This is a genomic window from Cupriavidus necator A5-1, from assembly GCF_000744095.1.
GTDB lineage: Bacteria > Pseudomonadota > Gammaproteobacteria > Burkholderiales > Burkholderiaceae > Cupriavidus > Cupriavidus necator_A.
In genome coordinates this window covers 2,386,325-2,402,032 of the sequence record NZ_JQLI01000008.1, presented here as the reverse complement: position 1 = coordinate 2,402,032, position 15,708 = coordinate 2,386,325, and the positions used below count along the sequence as shown (strand labels likewise).

General features: G+C 67.8%; 8 protein-coding genes. 5 read left to right on the top strand and 3 right to left on the bottom strand.

Going from position 1 to position 15,708, the window contains the following annotated elements; genetic code table 11:
• The first annotated feature begins 966 nt into the window (after positions 1-966).
• On the top strand, positions 967-3,696 hold the full coding sequence (locus tag K307_RS35140; protein WP_042885664.1) for a UPF0182 family protein: 2,730 nt from the start codon (positions 967-969) through the stop codon (positions 3,694-3,696).
• Between the two features lie 67 nt (positions 3,697-3,763).
• On the opposite strand, the gene K307_RS35135 is transcribed toward K307_RS35140, so the two are convergent.
• The gene (locus K307_RS35135) at positions 3,764-4,681 is read right to left on the bottom strand and encodes a LysR family transcriptional regulator (protein WP_042885663.1); all 918 of its coding nucleotides are present in this window, start codon (positions 4,679-4,681) and stop codon (positions 3,764-3,766) included.
• Positions 4,682-4,872: 191 nt separating this feature from the next.
• On the opposite strand from K307_RS35135, the gene K307_RS35130 reads away from it, so the two are divergent.
• Genes K307_RS35130 through K307_RS35115 form a run of 4 tightly spaced genes read left to right on the top strand, consistent with a single transcriptional unit; the run spans position 4,873 to position 8,862 of the window.
• Positions 4,873-5,823: a tripartite tricarboxylate transporter substrate binding protein gene (locus K307_RS35130; protein ID WP_230626385.1), complete on the top strand. Its 951-nt coding sequence runs from the start codon at positions 4,873-4,875 to the stop codon at positions 5,821-5,823.
• Between the two features lie 38 nt (positions 5,824-5,861).
• The gene (locus K307_RS35125) at positions 5,862-6,872 is read left to right on the top strand and encodes a Bug family tripartite tricarboxylate transporter substrate binding protein (protein ID WP_051975302.1); all 1,011 of its coding nucleotides are present in this window, start codon (positions 5,862-5,864) and stop codon (positions 6,870-6,872) included.
• Positions 6,873-6,926: 54 nt separating this feature from the next.
• Positions 6,927-7,988: an isocitrate/isopropylmalate dehydrogenase family protein gene (locus tag K307_RS35120; RefSeq protein WP_042885661.1), complete on the top strand. Its 1,062-nt coding sequence runs from the start codon at positions 6,927-6,929 to the stop codon at positions 7,986-7,988.
• 4 nt (positions 7,989-7,992) lie between these two features.
• Positions 7,993-8,862 carry an amidohydrolase family protein gene (locus K307_RS35115; RefSeq protein WP_042885659.1) on the top strand — a complete coding sequence of 290 codons (870 nt, stop codon included), beginning with the start codon at positions 7,993-7,995 and terminating at the stop codon, positions 8,860-8,862.
• Between the two features lie 79 nt (positions 8,863-8,941).
• On the opposite strand, the gene K307_RS35110 is transcribed toward K307_RS35115, so the two are convergent.
• Complete coding sequence (locus tag K307_RS35110; protein ID WP_051975301.1) at positions 8,942-14,497, bottom strand: AAA domain-containing protein; 5,556 nt, start codon at positions 14,495-14,497, stop codon at positions 8,942-8,944.
• Complete coding sequence (locus K307_RS35105) at positions 14,494-15,699, bottom strand: M48 family metalloprotease (protein WP_042885657.1); 1,206 nt, start codon at positions 15,697-15,699, stop codon at positions 14,494-14,496. Before K307_RS35105 ends, K307_RS35110 begins: the two co-directional genes overlap by 4 nt.
• Between the last annotated feature and the right edge of the window lie 9 nt (positions 15,700-15,708).

Sequence of the window (15,708 nt, the reverse complement as noted above, 5' to 3'; positions counted from 1 at the left end):
ACCCGGGTGAACCGCGTCTTCCCGCGCCGCGACGCACCCGCTGCGGCGCTGCCATCCAGTTCATGGAGATTCTGCCCCGGGGCGTCCGCCACTGCGTGCCGGCACCTGTATAACTGCAACTCGATGGAAGTTATTCGAGCGAACTCGGCCTATGTCGGAACCTGGAGGTTCCCTTCAGGCAAAAAGGCCGGAAGCGTAGCGATGAACGTTCGAGCCCGCGCCAGGCAGTGGCTCCATTACGGCGGTGATTTGCTGGCGTTCATTACACCAGAAGATCTGGTGGCGCCAACAAGGCCATGACAAAGGACGAGAAGGTGCGGGAGTTCAATGACGCGAAGCGGAACTTCCGCGAAGCCCAAGCGCGCCTGCCTGGGCGTTCGGACTACGAGAGAAGATCGAGCTCATCAAAGAGCAGCTCCCCCTCATGCGGGAAATCGGGCGCGACAGGGATCGTTGACTAGTTCATCCACTCCCGACCATGAATGAGCAGAGAAAGGCGCTTTGTCATCTCATAGGCAAGGGCTGGCCAGCCACCGCTGCCTGGTATCGTCCGCCGTGGCAGCTTCAGCCAGGTCCAGACCTGGACCTTCGAGCGGGACGGCACGCGCAAATCCATCCAGGTGACACCGGCGCTGGTGACTGACGACCGCGAGGCCTGCTGACTGGAGCAATCGCCGGAGCCGGCCTGATCTACTGACCGCCTTCGATCCCGCGTTGATTGCCTCCGACGCGCTGGCGCCGCCGGCCTGGCCTCCTGCAGATGCCGGCGCCGGACGCGCTGCCTCCTGATTGGCTCGCCTACAATTACTCAGGCTGCACGATTTGACCCGGACCCATGCATTGCCGCGCAGCAGCTATCGCGAATGCGCAGGCAGTCCGTTCAGTCGCGCTTGCGGCAGGCCAGCGGTGCACCATGGCCGGGTCACGGCGGGTCACGGACGACGGTGCGGCAAAGGAGCATGATCGATGCGCTCGCCAGCGAGGGACGCCACGCGCCTGAGACGCCTTGCGACAGGGGTCGTGGCCGTGATCGTCGCGCTGATCGCCGTCGGGCGCGTCACCGGCCTCATTGTTGACTGGCTGTGGTTTGGCTCGGTTGGCTACGCCGGGGTTTTCCGCACGATATTCTTCACCCAGGCGCTTCTGTTCGTTGCCATATTCGCCGTTTCGGCAGGCGTGCTCTGGGTATCGGGCTGGCTGGCGCACCGCTGCGCGAGGCAGGCGCAGGCCTGGACGCCGGAGGTCCTGGGCAAACCGGTCGGCGAGATGGCGACGCGCCTCCCCTGGCGCGCCGCCATTGCCGGCGCCGCTGTCCTCGTAGGGCTGCTGATGGCCGTGGGTGAGCTGTCGAGCTGGGACATTGCGCTGCGCTATATCTATCAGGTGCCTTTCGGCAAGACCGATCCGATCTTCGGCAAGGACATCGGTTTCTACGTCTTCTCGCTGCCGGCGTATCTTGCACTCAGGAACTGGCTGCTCCTGCTGCTGTGCTGCAGCGCAGTGGTTGCCGGGGTGGTCTACGGGTTGCGCGGCGACATCGCGCTGATCCAGTCGCCGCGCGGGCTTTCACCGGCGGCCGCTACCCATGGTTCGGCATTGCTCGGCTTGTTCTTCGCGCTGCAGGCGTGGTCCTACTGGCTCGACCGCTTCCTTCTGCTCTACGGCGACAACGGCGTCGTGGTCGGCGCGAGCTATACCGACGTCCATGTCGGGCTGCCGGTCCTGTGGCTGCAATTCGGCCTGAGTGTCGCGGCTGCCGCCGCTTCATGGGCCAATATGCGCTGGCGGGACTATCGGGTGCCTGCGGCCGCGGCACTCCTGGTAGTCGGCAGCGCAATCCTGCTCGGCACGATCTGGCCGGCACTGTTCCAGCGTTTCTATGTCAAGCCGAACGAGCTGCAACTGGAGACGCCATATCTGGAACACAATATTGCGCTGACGCGGGAGGCCTATGGCGTGACGCAGATCGAGGCAAAGTCGTTTCCGGTCGAACAGAGCCTGAATCTCGCCTCGCTCCAGGCCAATCGCCCGACCATCGACAACATCCGCCTGTGGGACCTGCAGCCGCTGCGCGATACCTATGCGCAGTTGCAGGAGATCAGGACCTATTACAAGTTCCTCGCGACGGACATCGACCGCTACCGGCTCGATGCAGGTTACCAGCAGGTCATGCTGTCGGCGCGGGAGCTGGAGCCGGCACTGATTCCGGCCAATGCCCAGACCTGGGTGAACCTGCATCTGTTGTTCACCCATGGCAATGGCATCGTGATGTCGCCGGTCACCGAGAAATCCGCCGAAGGCCTGCCCTCGCTCTATCTGCATGACATTCCCCCGCTCTCCAACGGCGGCCCGGTCATCCAGGAGCCGCGCCTCTACTTCGGTGAAGGCGGCAAAGGCTATGTCATCGTCAAAGGCAGCGTGCCAGAGTTCGACTACCCCAAGGGCAAGGACAACGTCTATACGGCCTACCGCGGGCGCGACGGCATCGAAATCGGCGGCATGGCGCGCCGGGCCCTGTTCGCCTGGCAGCTCGACGATCCCAATATCCTGCTGAGCGGCTACATCACGCAGGAAAGCCGCATCCTGCTCCATCGCAACATCCAGGACCGCGTGCGCACGATTGCCCCGTTCCTCATTCTCGACCGTGACCCCTATGTTGTCGCGAGCGATGGGCGCCTCTACTGGATCCAGGACGCCTACACTACCAGCCGCTGGTTCCCTTATTCGCAGCCGGGCACCGGCAACGGCGACAACTACATCCGCAACGCCGTCAAGGTAGTGATCGATGCGTACAACGGCACGGTCGACTTCTACATCAGCGACCCGGCCGATCCGATCCTGCAGGTGTACCAGCGCATCTTCCCGGGCATGTTCAGGCCGCTGGGCGCCATGCCGCAGGACCTGCAGCGGCATATCCGCTACCCTGAAGACCTTTTCCTGGTCCAGGCGCAGATCTACCGTGCCTACCACATGGAAGCGGCGGAAGTCTTCTACAACCGCGAGGATCTCTGGGAGTTCCCACGCCAGCTGTCAGGCATGAGCGCAGGGAACATGCCCGCCGGGCGGATGATGCCCTACTACATGATCCTGCGGCTGCCAGAGGAACCGCGCGCCGAGTTCGTCCTGATGCTGCCGATGGTGCCCAGCCAGCGCGAGAACATGATCGCCTGGCTGGCGGCGCGCTCCGATCCCCCCAACTACGGCAAGCTCGTCGCCTACACCTTCCCCAAGGAAAAGCTGGTCTACGGACCATTCCAGATCGAGGCGCGCATCCAGCAGAATACCGAGATTTCGCAGCAGATTTCCCTGTGGAACCAGATGGGCTCGCGCGTCATCCGCGGCCATCTCCAGGTCGTGCCCATCGAGAACTCCATCCTCTATGTCTCCCCGCTCTACCTGCGCGCGGAGTCCGGCCAGTTGCCCGAACTCAAGCGGGTGATCGCCGCCTATGGCGATCGCGTGGTCATGGAGGAAACCCTGGGCGCAGCCCTTGCGGCACTCTTCAAGGAATCCGCCCCGGCGGCGCTACCGGCGCAGGGCGCAGCGAACGCCCGCGCCCGCGAGGCACTCGCGCACTATAACCGTGCCATCGAGCGCTTGAAGGCGGGGGACTGGAGCGGCTTCGGCGCGGAACTCGATGCCTTGCGGCCGCTGCTTGAGGCGCTCGGGGCCGGGGGTGCCGATGAGCGGAAGTGAGCGGAAGTGAGCGGCCTGTTTAAGGTCCGTCTGCAGACAGTTGGACCTGCGGGATTCTCTCCGGCAACTATTTCTTCCTCCGGGTTTTTTGCGCGGGTCGGCCGTAGGAGGCGACCAACAGATCGTGGAACGCTTGTGCGGCTGGAGCCAGCGGTCGGCCACGAAGCTTGGTGATCCCTATGGTACGAACAATCTCGGGCTCGACCAGCGGGACGCTGACCAGGCCGGCCGGATGGTTGGCGGGCACTGCGTAGGCAGGCACGGCACCTATGCCGATGCCCGCTTCGATCAGGCTCACCAGCGCCGGTACATGACGGACTTCGCAGGTCCATGCCGGACGCGCTGCGATGGCCGACAAGCCCTGATCGATCAGCATGCGATTGCCACTGCCCGGCGCAAGCGTCACGCATTCATACTCCGCCAGTTCGGTCCAGGTAGCCTGACGCCTCTGCGCCAGAGGATGCTCCGGCCGGCACGCCAGCACGAATGGCTCCTCAAGCAGCGGCTCGAACTCCAGATCTGGCTCCTGCGTTCCCAGGTAGCTGATGCCAAAGTCCGCCTCCGAGCGCCCCACGGCCAGCAATATCTCGGAGGCGGTCTCGTCCAGCAAGCGAACGTGGATTCGGGGGTACGCCTGGTGGAATTTCCTGACGACGTCCGCCAGGAAGTTACCGATGGCGGAAGGAACGCAGGCCACGGAAACCTGTCCGCGAAGGCGGTCTGACAAGTCCGTCATGCCGAGCAACGCGCTCTCAAGCTCGTTCAGGACGTGCCGGGCCTTGGGGATAAAGTTCCGGCCCATGGCGTTGAGCTCCACCTTGCGGGTCGTACGCTCAAGCAGGCGAAACCCCAGCGCTTGCTCCAGCTTGTCTACCCTGCGTGAAAGGGCCGGCTGGGAAATATGCAGCGTCGACGAGGCCGCGCGGAAGCTGCCAAGGTCTGCGACGGTCACAAATGCGCGTAAGTCCGCGAGATCAAAATTCATTCGATTTCGGCATCAATCGATAGGATATTTGCACTTTACAGCAAATTCCGTCCGTCCGATCATTGCCGCTCAGCCAGGCGTGCTGCCCGCCGGAATACCCGCGCTGCCACGCTACCCGTGGCAACGAACCATGGCTGGCACGCAACCAAAATAACGGAGACACACGCATGTCCATTTCGATTCGCGGTGCGATGGCCACGCTCGCCGTGCTGGCCGCATTCACGCTGCCGGCGGGAGCCGAGCCCGCCTATCCTTCCCGGCCGATTACGCTGGTCGTCCCGTTCGCGGCAGGCGGCGGCACCGACAGCATCGCGCGTGACATCGCAAAGAACATGTCGGATCGCCTTCACCAGCCGGTGGTCATCGATAACCGTGGCGGCGCTGGCGGTGCGCTGGGTGCCGACATCGTGGCCAAGGCCAGACCGGACGGCTACACGCTGCTGTTCGCCACGTCGACCTTCGCCACCAACGCTGCCGTCGAAGCCAAACTCCCGTATGACCCGGTCAGGTCCTTCACCCCGGTCGCCATGATCGGCCGCGGGCCGCTACTGGTCGTGACCTCGAAACAACTCGGCGTGCAGAATGTGGCGCAGTTGATTTCGGCTGCGAAGGCACGACCCGATGGCCTGAATTTCTGCTCGGCCGGCAACGGCAGCATCAACCATCTCGCGGGCGAAATGTTCCGCCAGAAGGCTGGCCTGACGATGACGCATGTGCCCTTCAAGGGCAGTGGTCCGGCCACGGTCGAATTGCTGGCCGGGCGCATCGATCTTTTCTTCGCCACCGTGCCAACCATCCTCTCCTACGTACGGGCTGGCAAGGTGTCAGTGCTGGCGGTCACCAGCGCGAAGCGCTCGCCGCTATTCCCCAATGTGCCGACTATTGCCGAGGCAGGTGTCCCGGGTCTCGACATCACCACCTGGTGGGGCGTGCTCGCGCCAGCCCAAACACCGGCACCCGTCATCGACGCACTCAATCGCGCGATCAATGAAGCCGCCGCTGCCGATCCGGTCAAGGCGCGACTGGTGCAGGAAGGGGCCGATTCCGTCCGGCTCACGCCGGCCGCCTTCGGCCAGGCGTTGAACCAGGAACTCGCGCTGTGGCGCGGCGTGGCAAGCCACCCGGGCATGCAATGGCAGTGACGAGGCTCCCCGCTTCGGTTCGATCAAGGAGACATGGATTGGAAACCGCCACCACAGACGCGCGGGCATTCAGGGACCGCAGACAATTCCTGCACACTGGCGTTGCCGCCGCAGCCTGCGGCATCCTCGGCAGCGCGTGGGCAAGCAAGGACTATCCGGCAAAACCCATCACCGTCATCGTGCCCTATGCCCCGGGCGGGCAAGGCGATGTCTTTGCCCGGCTGATCGGTGAACGACTCTCTCGTGCCCTGGGGCAACCGGTGGTTGTCGACAACCGGCCCGGCGCAAGCGGGGCACTGGGCAGCCGGCTCGTGGCCAGGGCGCGGGGCGACGGCTATACGCTCTTGCTGGGGCAAACCGGCGAGATCGCCATCAACGGCTCCGCCATGAAAGCGCCCGGCTATGACACGCTGAAGGACTTCCGGGCCGTAGCGCTGGTCGGCAACGCCCCGCTGGTGCTGGCCGCCCCCGCCAGCGCGCCTTTCAACAGCCTCGGCGAGTTGCTGCAGATGGCGCGCAGCAAACCGGGCAGCGTGTCCTACGCGTCGTCCGGCACGGCCACGCCGGGCCACCTGGCAGCGGCCGCCCTGGCCATCGGAACCCGGACCGAGATGGTCCACATTCCGTACAAGGGCGCCGGACAGGCGATCACGGACCTGATGGGCGGGCAGGTGCAGTTCTTCTTTTCCAGCGCCTCCGCCATCATGCCTCACCTCAAGGGCGGCAAGATCAAGCCGCTGGCCGTATCCACGCCCCGCCGGGTGCCAGCGCTGCCCCAAGTGCCTACGGTCGCGGAACTGGCCGTGCCGGGCTTCGATTTCAGTCTCTGGGGTGGCTACTTTGCGCCACGCGAAACGCCCGAGGCCATCGTCACGCTGCTCAATGCCGAGATCAACAAGATCCTTGCCGAGCCTGCCGTCCGCACCCGCTTCGAGGCGGACGGCAGCGCCGTCGAGCCGGTCACGCCAGCGCGATTCGATGCATTCGTGCGCGCAGAGCGCCAGAAGTTCGCGCAACTCGTCAAGGCAGCGGGTGCTTACGTTGAATGACCGTGTCCCCGCATATCGCTTTGCTCTCTCCTCTCGCACAATCAAGGACCAAACATGAAAATCGTCGTGCTTCCCGGTGATGGCATCGGCCCCGAAACGATGGCTGCCACGCTCGAGGTGCTGCGAGCCGTATCGTCGCGCTTCCGGCTCGACCTTGAATTCGACCTGGACGTAGCCGGCCATGAGAGCCTGCGCCGCCACGGAGCCACCGTGACGCCGGCCTTGCTGCAGAAAGTGAAGTCCGCCGATGGCCTGATGCTCGGACCGATGGCCACCTATGACTTCAAGGATGAAGCCAAGGGCGAGATCAATCCCTCGAAATTCTTCCGTAAGGAACTGGACCTGTACGCCAACATCAGGCCATCCCGCACCTATCCGGGCCTGCAGCACCGGGCCGGCGAGTTCGACCTCGTCGTCGTGCGCGAGAATACCGAGGGTTTCTATGCCGACCGCAATATCGAGTCCGGCGGCAGCGAGATGCTGATCACGCCGGATGTTGTCGTCTCGTTGCGCCGCATTACGCGCCAATGCTGCGAGCGCATTGCGCGCTCAGCGTTCGAGCTGGCCATGACGCGCCGCAGGCATGTCAGCATCGTGCACAAGGCCAATGTGCTGAAGATCGGCGATGGCATGTTCATCGACATCTGCCACCAGGTGGCGCGCGACTTCCCGGAAGTACAGGTCGACGACTTCATTGTCGACGCAATGATGGCACACGTGGTGCGCGCCCCGCAGCGATTCGACGTCATCGTCACGACCAACATGTTTGGCGACATCCTGTCCGACCTGACCGCTGAATTGTCCGGCAGCCTGGGCCTGGGCGGCTCGCTGAACGCCGGCAAGGACCATGCAATGGGCCAGGCGGCACACGGATCGGCGCCGGACATTGCCGGCCAGGACATTGCCAATCCCTTCTCGCTGATCGTGTCCGCCGGACAACTGCTCGGCTGGCATGGCCAGCGCAGGAACCTGCCTGCCTTCCTGGCTGCAGCGCGCGCCATCGACGAAGCGATGATCGCCGCGATCCAGGCGGGCGAGGCCACGCGCGACGTCGGTGGCCGCCTGGGCACCGCTGAAACGGGCCGCGCCTTTGCCCGACGCCTGCTGGAAGGGTAACGACATGCGCGACGTTCCTAAGCTACCGGCAGGCGCCTGGGACTGCCACACCCACGTCATCGGCGCGCGCACCGACTATCCCATGGTCGCGGAGCGGCACTATACGCCAGGACCGGCATCGAATGAGGACCTGCTTGCACACCTGTCGCGGCATGGCCTGCAACGCGTAGTGATCGTGCAGCCCAGCGTCTATGGCACGGACAACCGATGTATGCTCGACAGCCTCGACCGACTGCAAGGCGCGGGCCGCGGCGTGGCCGTGCTGGATGAGGACGTGGACAACGAGACCTTGCGCGACATGCGCGCACGCGGCGTGCGCGGGCTGCGCCTCAACCTGGAAAGCAGCGGCCTGCGCGACGCCGGCACCGCGCAGGCGGCGCTCGCACGCTGGGCCGACCGCATCGCCATGTTCGGCTGGCACCTGCAGCTCTATGCCGAACTGGATGTCATCCTGGCCATGGCTGACCAACTCGCGGAACTGCCAGTTCCGGTCGTGCTGGACCATTTCGCCATGGTGCCAACCACACTGGCCCATGACGACGCGCGCGCGATCGCCTTGCTGACGGCGCTGCGCTCCGGCAACGTCTACATCAAACTCTCCGCGCCGTACCGGCTCGCGTCTGCAGGCATGCCGCCGAACGACGCAGCCAGCGCGTGGGCTGCGATGTTCCTGCGGACTGCGCCACGACACGTGCTGTGGGGCAGCGACTGGCCCCACACCGCACGGGATCCGGGCAAGGCACGGCATGACGTCTCCGCCTACCGGGCGCTACCAGAGGGAGCGCTCGCGCGCTCCATCCGGAACTGGCTTCCCACGCAGGAGCTCAGGCAGCAGGTCCTGGTGGAAAACCCGGCCCGCCTCTACGCGCCATGATGAGGAAGCTGTGAAGAGAGGTCGTGGCGCGGCCGCCGCGCCCCTGCTCCAGGCGGGATGTGGCCGCCCTGTCCAGGGGCTACTCCTCCACGTAGCCCTTGCGCAGTTTCTCCGCCACCAGCTTGTCCATCTCGCGCCGGGCCCGCTCGGCGCTGTCGAACGCCTTCACGCTGGTTTGTCCTGCGCTGCCGATGCGGCCGTAGGTGACGGAGAGCTCCGTCCCGCGCACGCTGGCACGCCAGAACTTGCGCGACGTGCCCTGCTCGAAGCGCAGCGCACGCACCAGCTCCGCTTGCGCAGCCGATGCCGTCGCCGCGTCCGTCCGGGCTTCCGTTGATGCCTCAGCCGTTGACGCCGCGCCCTGCACCGCCGCCGGCTTCGTCAACGGCGCCGGCATCCCGACCTCCACGTCCAGCGCGCGATCCTCGCCATCGGCCAGCATGGCCTCGATGCGGGCCAGCACCGCCTCCCGATCGTCGAGCCAATCCTTGCCGGGGATGTCCAGCACCCGCCAGCCGAAGCTGCGCAGGATGCCGGGGCGGAACACATAGCGCTCGGCGGTGTCCGTCACCGCCTCGGACGGCGTATCGAGCAGGATCGCCAGCGCGTAGCCTTGTCCCGACGGATCGGCGATGGCCAGGTCGCAGCGGAACTGCGAGCGGCCGACGTTGGCGTGCACCTGGTGGCCGCGCGCACGCAGCGCCTGGGCCAGTGCGTCACGGATGCTGTCCGGCGTGGCCTCGCGCGTGAAGGCGTCGCGCGCGCCCGGGGTCAGCGCCCCGAGCACCGACTGGGCACGCTCGAACTGGCCGCGCGCGCTGGCCTGCGCGAACTGCAGGAATGCGCGCAGCGCGGCCGCGCCGTCGTTGTGGACGTTGGTGATCGCCTCGGCCTGGATCGTCGATACCACCGCCATCCGATGACGCGCGCGGCTGAAGATCACGTTCAGGCGCTTCTCGCCGCCGCGCTGGTTGATCGGGCCGAAGTTCATCAGCATCTTGCCGTCCGGCCCGGGCGCGTAGCAGATGCTCAGGATGATCACGTCGCGCTCGTCGCCCTGGACGTTCTCCAGGTTCTTGACGAACAGCCCGTTGAACTGGTCGTCGTCCTCGCGCACGTACTCGCGCTCCAGGCGCATCGCGAAGTCCGCGTCCTCGGCGGCCAGCGCTTCGAGCGCCGACTCGATGGCGCCCTGCTGTGCCTCGGAAAACGCCACGATGCCCAGGCTCAGCCCGGTCTCGCGCCGCAGCAGTTCGCGCACGGTCCGGGCGATGTAGCTCGCCTCCGGCGCATTGCGGCGCTCCGCGTAGACGCCGTCGGCCAGCCGGTGGAAGCTGAGCGGCCGCGCCAGCAGCGCGTCCGCGCCCGCGATGCCGGCATCCTGCTGGTCCGAGCGCATCGGCTCGGCCTCGTCCTCGGCCTGTTCCAGCACGCGGTCGGGAATGGTGACGAGGCGCCCGTCGTAGAAGGCGGCGTTGGAAAAGCTGATCAGCGACTCGTGACGGCTGCGGTAGTGCCACGCCAGCAGCGTGGCGGGCAGGTTGCGCGCGGCCTGGTTCAGCAGGCTGTCCGAATCGAGGTTGATCGCGATGCGCTCGCCCTCCTCTTCCACGACGATCTCGTCGTCGCCCTCGGCGCCGCCGGCCGTGAAGAAGCTCGTCGGGGGCAGCTGCATCTCGTCGCCGACCACCACCACCTGGCGTGCGCGGCTCAGCGCCGGCACGGACTCCTCGGTCGGAATCTGGCTGGCCTCGTCGAAGATCACCACGTCGAACAGGTCCGGCGACAGAGGCAGCGTGTCGGACACCGACAGCGGACTCATCAGCCAGATTGGCTTCAGATCGTTGATAACGATGCCGGTCTCGTCGTCGGAGAGATCGCGAATCGAGCGGTGGCGCATGCTCTTGCCGAACTCGTGCTCCAGTTCACGGCGGCCCGTTGCGTATTGTTTCTTGAAGGCCTTGCCGCCGGCGTCGAGCATCGTGGCCGACAGCGATGACACGCGCACGTGCTCGGCGAACTGCTTGTGCCGCGTGGCGCGCACCACCTGGGCGTTCAGCGCGAGCAGCTCGCGCTGCCCCTGCGCCACGGCGCGCGCGGCCTGCGCCAGCGCCGCGCCGCCGACGCGCGCCAGCACCGGGTTCTCGCGCGCGAGACGGCGCAGCGCCTCGTCGGCCACCAGCGCCTCCAGCTGCGCCGGTGCGTGATCGAGCCACTGCAGCGTGGCGGCGCAGGCGGGGTCGCCCGCATGCACCGCGCGCAAGAGCGGCAACAGGTCGGGCAGGTCGTCCAGCGCCTCGCGCAGGTCGCGCAGCAGTTCGGCGATGTCGCCGAGGCGCGCGTCGGGTGCCAGCATCAGCCCGTCGCGCACACGCTGCGCGAGCTTCTCCAGCGCCTCGCGCCCACTGGCCTCGGCGCGCGCCGCCGCGACCGGATCGACGGCCTGGCGCAGATGCGCGACCAGCTCGCGCGGGCCTGCGCCCGACTGCAGGCGCTGCTCGAGTTCACCGAGCGCGCGCAGGAAGGCCTGCATCTCGCTCACGCCGTAGCGCCGGCGGCTGTCGGCATCGGCCGCCGCCAGCGCCGCGCTCGCGGCGTGCTCGGCGGCCAGCGCTTCCAGCACCTTGCCGTAGCCCGGGTGGACGGCGTGCTTGCCGAAGTCATAGCGGCGCTTCATTTCGCCGCGCAGTCGCCACCATGCGGGCTGCAGCCAGCGCGCGAACGACGGCTCCAGCCGCCGCGCCAGCGCCAGCGCCGATTCGGTATCGCCGGGGCTCAGCTTGTCTTGCCAGTTCGAGGTTGCGGCTTGGGCGTCGGCGAGTGCCTGCGCGCGTGTCTCCAGGTCCGCGCGGACCTCGCGCAGCGCGGCTTGCGCCGGCGAGCCCGGATCGAGCAGGTCCAGATGTGCGGCGAGGCCCGTGACGAGCAGCCATTGGCTGTCGGCGGCAATCGCGCGTGCCTGTTCCAGCGCGGTGTCCTGGCCGGTCAGGCTCGCGGTATTGTCCAGCAGCGGGTCGAGCGCATCGAACAGCGCCTCGGTGTCATGGCAAAGCTGCTCGGCGCGGCCATATGCGCGCTCGTCGGCCAGCAGCTGCGGGGACAAGCGCGCGAACGGATGCGCGGCCAGGCTGTCCAGACCGAAGCGCTCGCGCATCGCACGGTGCACGCGGTGCGCGAGATCGCGCTGCCGGTCCCATGCGGCCAGCGCCGGCAGGCGCTCGCGCATGGCAGGCCCGGCGTCTGGCACCGCATCTGGCACCTCAGGCAGCGCGGTGACGCGGCGCAGCAGCGCGCGCACGCTGTCGCCGAGCGCCTCCGGCGCGGCGGCCATCGCCGACTCGAACGCGTCGATACGCTGCTGGTGCGCGGCCAGCGCCTCGGCCACCTGCGTGCGGCGCGCCGCCAGCGCCTCGCCGTCGTGCGGCAGCGCGATCCACTGCTCGTAGCAGGCGCGCAGGTCGGCAATGAAGGCCTTCTTGTCGGTCTGCGAGTCGTGGATCAGGCAGCACAACGAATCCAGCCCGCTTTGCTTGAGGCGATGGAACACCACGTCGAGCGCGGCGCGCTTCTCGCAGACGAACAGCACTCGCTTGCCGCGTCCGGCGTAGTCGGCGATCAGGTTGGTGATGGTCTGCGACTTGCCCGTGCCCGGCGGGCCCTGGATGATAAAGCTGCGCTGGCCGCGCGCGAGGCCGACCGCGGCGTTCTGCGTCGCGTCGGCCGCCACCACGTTCCACTGCTCGGCCGGCGCGAGCGGCGCGAGCGGCGCGGGCGCTTCCGTCTCCACGTCGCGCGGATCGATCGAGAACACGCGGTCGAACGCCGGATTGGCGCCGGGCTCGTCCAGCAACTGCGCGTAGTCGCGCACCAGCGACATCTTGCGGTAGTTGAAGTTCGCGAGCGTCACCTGCGTCAGGTCCAGGTCCCAGGCATAGCGGTGGCCCTCGGACTCCTCGAGCACGTAGCCCTGGCGCTCGTCGCTTTCCGCGGTGGCGGGGCCGCTCATGTGCGGCTGGCGCGGACCGGCGCCCGGCGCTGCGCCCGCCTCGAAGCGTTGCGGCAGCTCGCTCGGCCGCACCCAATGTTCGAACAGCGCGCGTCCCAGCGGCCGGTAGTCATCCTGCGCATAGCTGTACGGCGGCAGCCAGCCGCCGGTGCGCGCGGCGGCCGTGCCCGGCCGGCGGCGCTGGAACTGCTGCATCCGCTGCAGCGCCTTCTGCCGCACCAGCCGCACCGCGGCCTTGTCGACCAGGCGCAGCTCCACCGAGGGCTCCGAGCGGCGAATCTGCGCGAGGATGCCGGCATGGATCTCCTCGAGCGAGGTCTTGCCGAGATCCACCGTCTCGTCCAGCCGGATGTCGTACAGCTGGCTCAGGTAGTGGCGCAGCACCGGGTTGAACTCGGCCTCGCCGCCCGCGCACTGGATCACGTACTGGTCGCGCACGCCCTTGCGTTTGACCAGCTCCACCGGCAGCCACAGCAGCGGCGTCACGATGCGCTCGTCCGGCGCCTCCTTCAGGTTGTGCCAGCGCAGGAACGCCACCACCAGACGCAGGTTGCTGAAGCCGTATTCGGCGCGGTCGCGGCGCGTCTCGGCGATCAGGCGGTCCAGCGACGCCGGCAGGTACGGCTGGTCGTCGAAGCGCAGCCATTGCTGCAGCGACACCGGCTTGCCCGCCACCAGGTCGGCGGCGAACGGTCCGCCCCAGGTGCAGATGTGCTCGGGCCGCACGCTTTCGATCTGCAGCATCAGCGGCACGCTGGCCACGGTCACGTTGACGCTGGCCGCGGCCGGGCGGAAGTGCAGCAGGCGGTTGCGCCGCGAGAGATCGAACAGGCGGTCGCGCAGGTGCGTAAGCACGGCGGCGCGGCGCGGCGTCGCGCCGGCCGTGCCGGCCAGCACACGCTCCACGTCCAGGCCCAGCGGCTGCTCGCGCCACGTGCGCAGGCGGGTCGCCTGCGCGGCGACATCGGTCGCGCGGTCGTGGCGATTGATCTCGGTCATCTCGACGATCACTGCGGCGACGATCGGCTGCAACCGCTCGTGCAGCAGGAACAGGTTGCGGCGATGCGCCACGAAAGTGCGCAGGTCGTCCTCGTCGGTGAAATCCAGGCCGCAGGCCAGGCTCGCGAGCACCATGCCGAGCAGGAAGACATCACCGATCTCGTCGTGGTGGCCGACAAGCCGTTCCCAGCTGGCCGGGCCGGGCAGGTAGACCGGGCGTTCGACGGGCGCCGACGCCTCGAGCTGCAGCGCCAGGTCGGTCTGGTCGCGCTGTCCGTCGTCGGCGTGGCCAAGCTGCAGCGCGCCGACGATGTTCAGGCCCGAGGCCGGATGCGGCTGCACGCGATGCACCGCGCCGATGTCCATGACGGGCGCGTCGCCATCGGGCCGGCGCAGGCGCAGCGCGCCATCCTCGTCCACCAGGATGCTGTCGGGATCGAGCGCGGCCACCCTGCCCTGCGCGTGCAGCGCGGCGACCTGCGCGAACAGCGGCAGCACCAGCACCAGGACGTCGTCGGTGGGCAGCGCCGCGCCCGCCTGCGCATCGATCAGGGCGCGCAGCGTGCGCGGATCGCCGCTGCCGGTCGTACCGGGGATCGTGTTCGTGCCGTGGGTCGTGCTCTCAGTCATGCCTGGCCCTCCCTGGCCAGTTGGCGTTGCAGTTGGCGATGGTAGCGGTCCAGCTCGCGCTTGCCGAAACCGGCGTCGCGGCGCAGGTTGCCTTGCAGCGCTTCCAGGCTGCCGAGCGCCTGCGCCACCTGGCCGGCGCGCAGCAGCGCCGCGTCCTGCTGGTCGGGGTCGGCGAGCGCCAGGTCCATCATCAGCGCGTTGAGGTAGCCGCGCACGCTGTCGTCGGCCACGTCCGTACCCAACCCCTCGGGGCCGATCGCCGGTTCGTCGTCGCGCCAGTCGGGGAACATCAACCGCACCTGCGCGCGCACCGCCTCGCTCGCCAGCGCCGTGCCGGCGAGGAAGTGGGCGAGGAAGCCGCGCGTCAGCGCCTGCAGCCGGACCTGCCCCGGCAGGTCCAGCTTCTCCAGCGCCAGCGGGCCGTGCAGGCGGGTTTCGATCCACGGATCGAGATCGGGCACGCCCTCCCACCACAGCGCCAGCGCGCGGGCCCGGATGAAGGTCTCGGGATGGCTGTGGGCGGCGCTCGCGCCCGCTTCGTGGGATTCGATCTCGGCCGCCTGGCGCAGGTAGGCGGCCGCGTCCACGCTGCCCATGCCAGTCTGCACCTTGACCAGTGTCGACACCGCCGGCGCCACCGCGCCGGCGGCCACGGCGCCGCCGCGGTCGGCAAACAGCTCGGTGTGCAGCGCGTAGCGGCGCCAGGTCTCGCGATGGCTGGCGCTGGCGCCGGGCGCGGCCAGGGCGTCGTTCAGGATGCGCTCGGCCACCAGGAACTGGCCGTCGTCGCGCGACCACAGCAGGTAGTGGGCCAGCTCGTGGCCGAACACCGCCAGCAGCTCCGGCGGCGACAGCCGCTCCAGCAGCGGCCCCTGCAGGACGATGTGGACCTCGCCGGGCACGTAGACCAGCGAGGCGTTCATGTCCTGGCCCGGGGACTGGTAGAGCGTCGCGCGCGCGTCGATGCCGAGCCGGGTCATCGCCTCGGCCAGCGCCGCGTGCACGTCGGCGTGCGCGTCCGCCTCGATGCGGTAGGTGTCGCGCAGCAGCATCGAGCGCAATGCCTCGCGGTGATCGGCGCCGGTCGCGCGGGCGCCGGCCCAGCGCCAGACCTCGGGCTCGTGGCGACGCAGGTAGTCGACCACCGTTGCGTGATAGGCCAGCGGCACCAGCGCGCCGCGCTCCGGGGCGTGAGAGTCCATGCGGGACGT

Bases quoted from the DNA above. Each gene is read 5' to 3' on its own strand.
- K307_RS35140 (WP_042885664.1), top strand. From the start codon at position 967: ATGCGCTCGCCAGCGAGGGACGCCACGCGCCTGAGACGCCTTGCGACA.
- K307_RS35135 (WP_042885663.1), bottom strand. From the start codon at position 4,681: ATGAATTTTGATCTCGCGGACTTACGCGCATTTGTGACCGTCGCAGAC.
- K307_RS35130 (WP_230626385.1), top strand. From the start codon at position 4,873: ATGGCCACGCTCGCCGTGCTGGCCGCATTCACGCTGCCGGCGGGAGCC.
- K307_RS35120 (WP_042885661.1), top strand. From the start codon at position 6,927: ATGAAAATCGTCGTGCTTCCCGGTGATGGCATCGGCCCCGAAACGATG.
- K307_RS35115 (WP_042885659.1), top strand. From the start codon at position 7,993: ATGCGCGACGTTCCTAAGCTACCGGCAGGCGCCTGGGACTGCCACACC.
- K307_RS35110 (WP_051975301.1), bottom strand. From the start codon at position 14,497: ATGACTGAGAGCACGACCCACGGCACGAACACGATCCCCGGTACGACC.
- K307_RS35105 (WP_042885657.1), bottom strand. From the start codon at position 15,699: ATGGACTCTCACGCCCCGGAGCGCGGCGCGCTGGTGCCGCTGGCCTAT.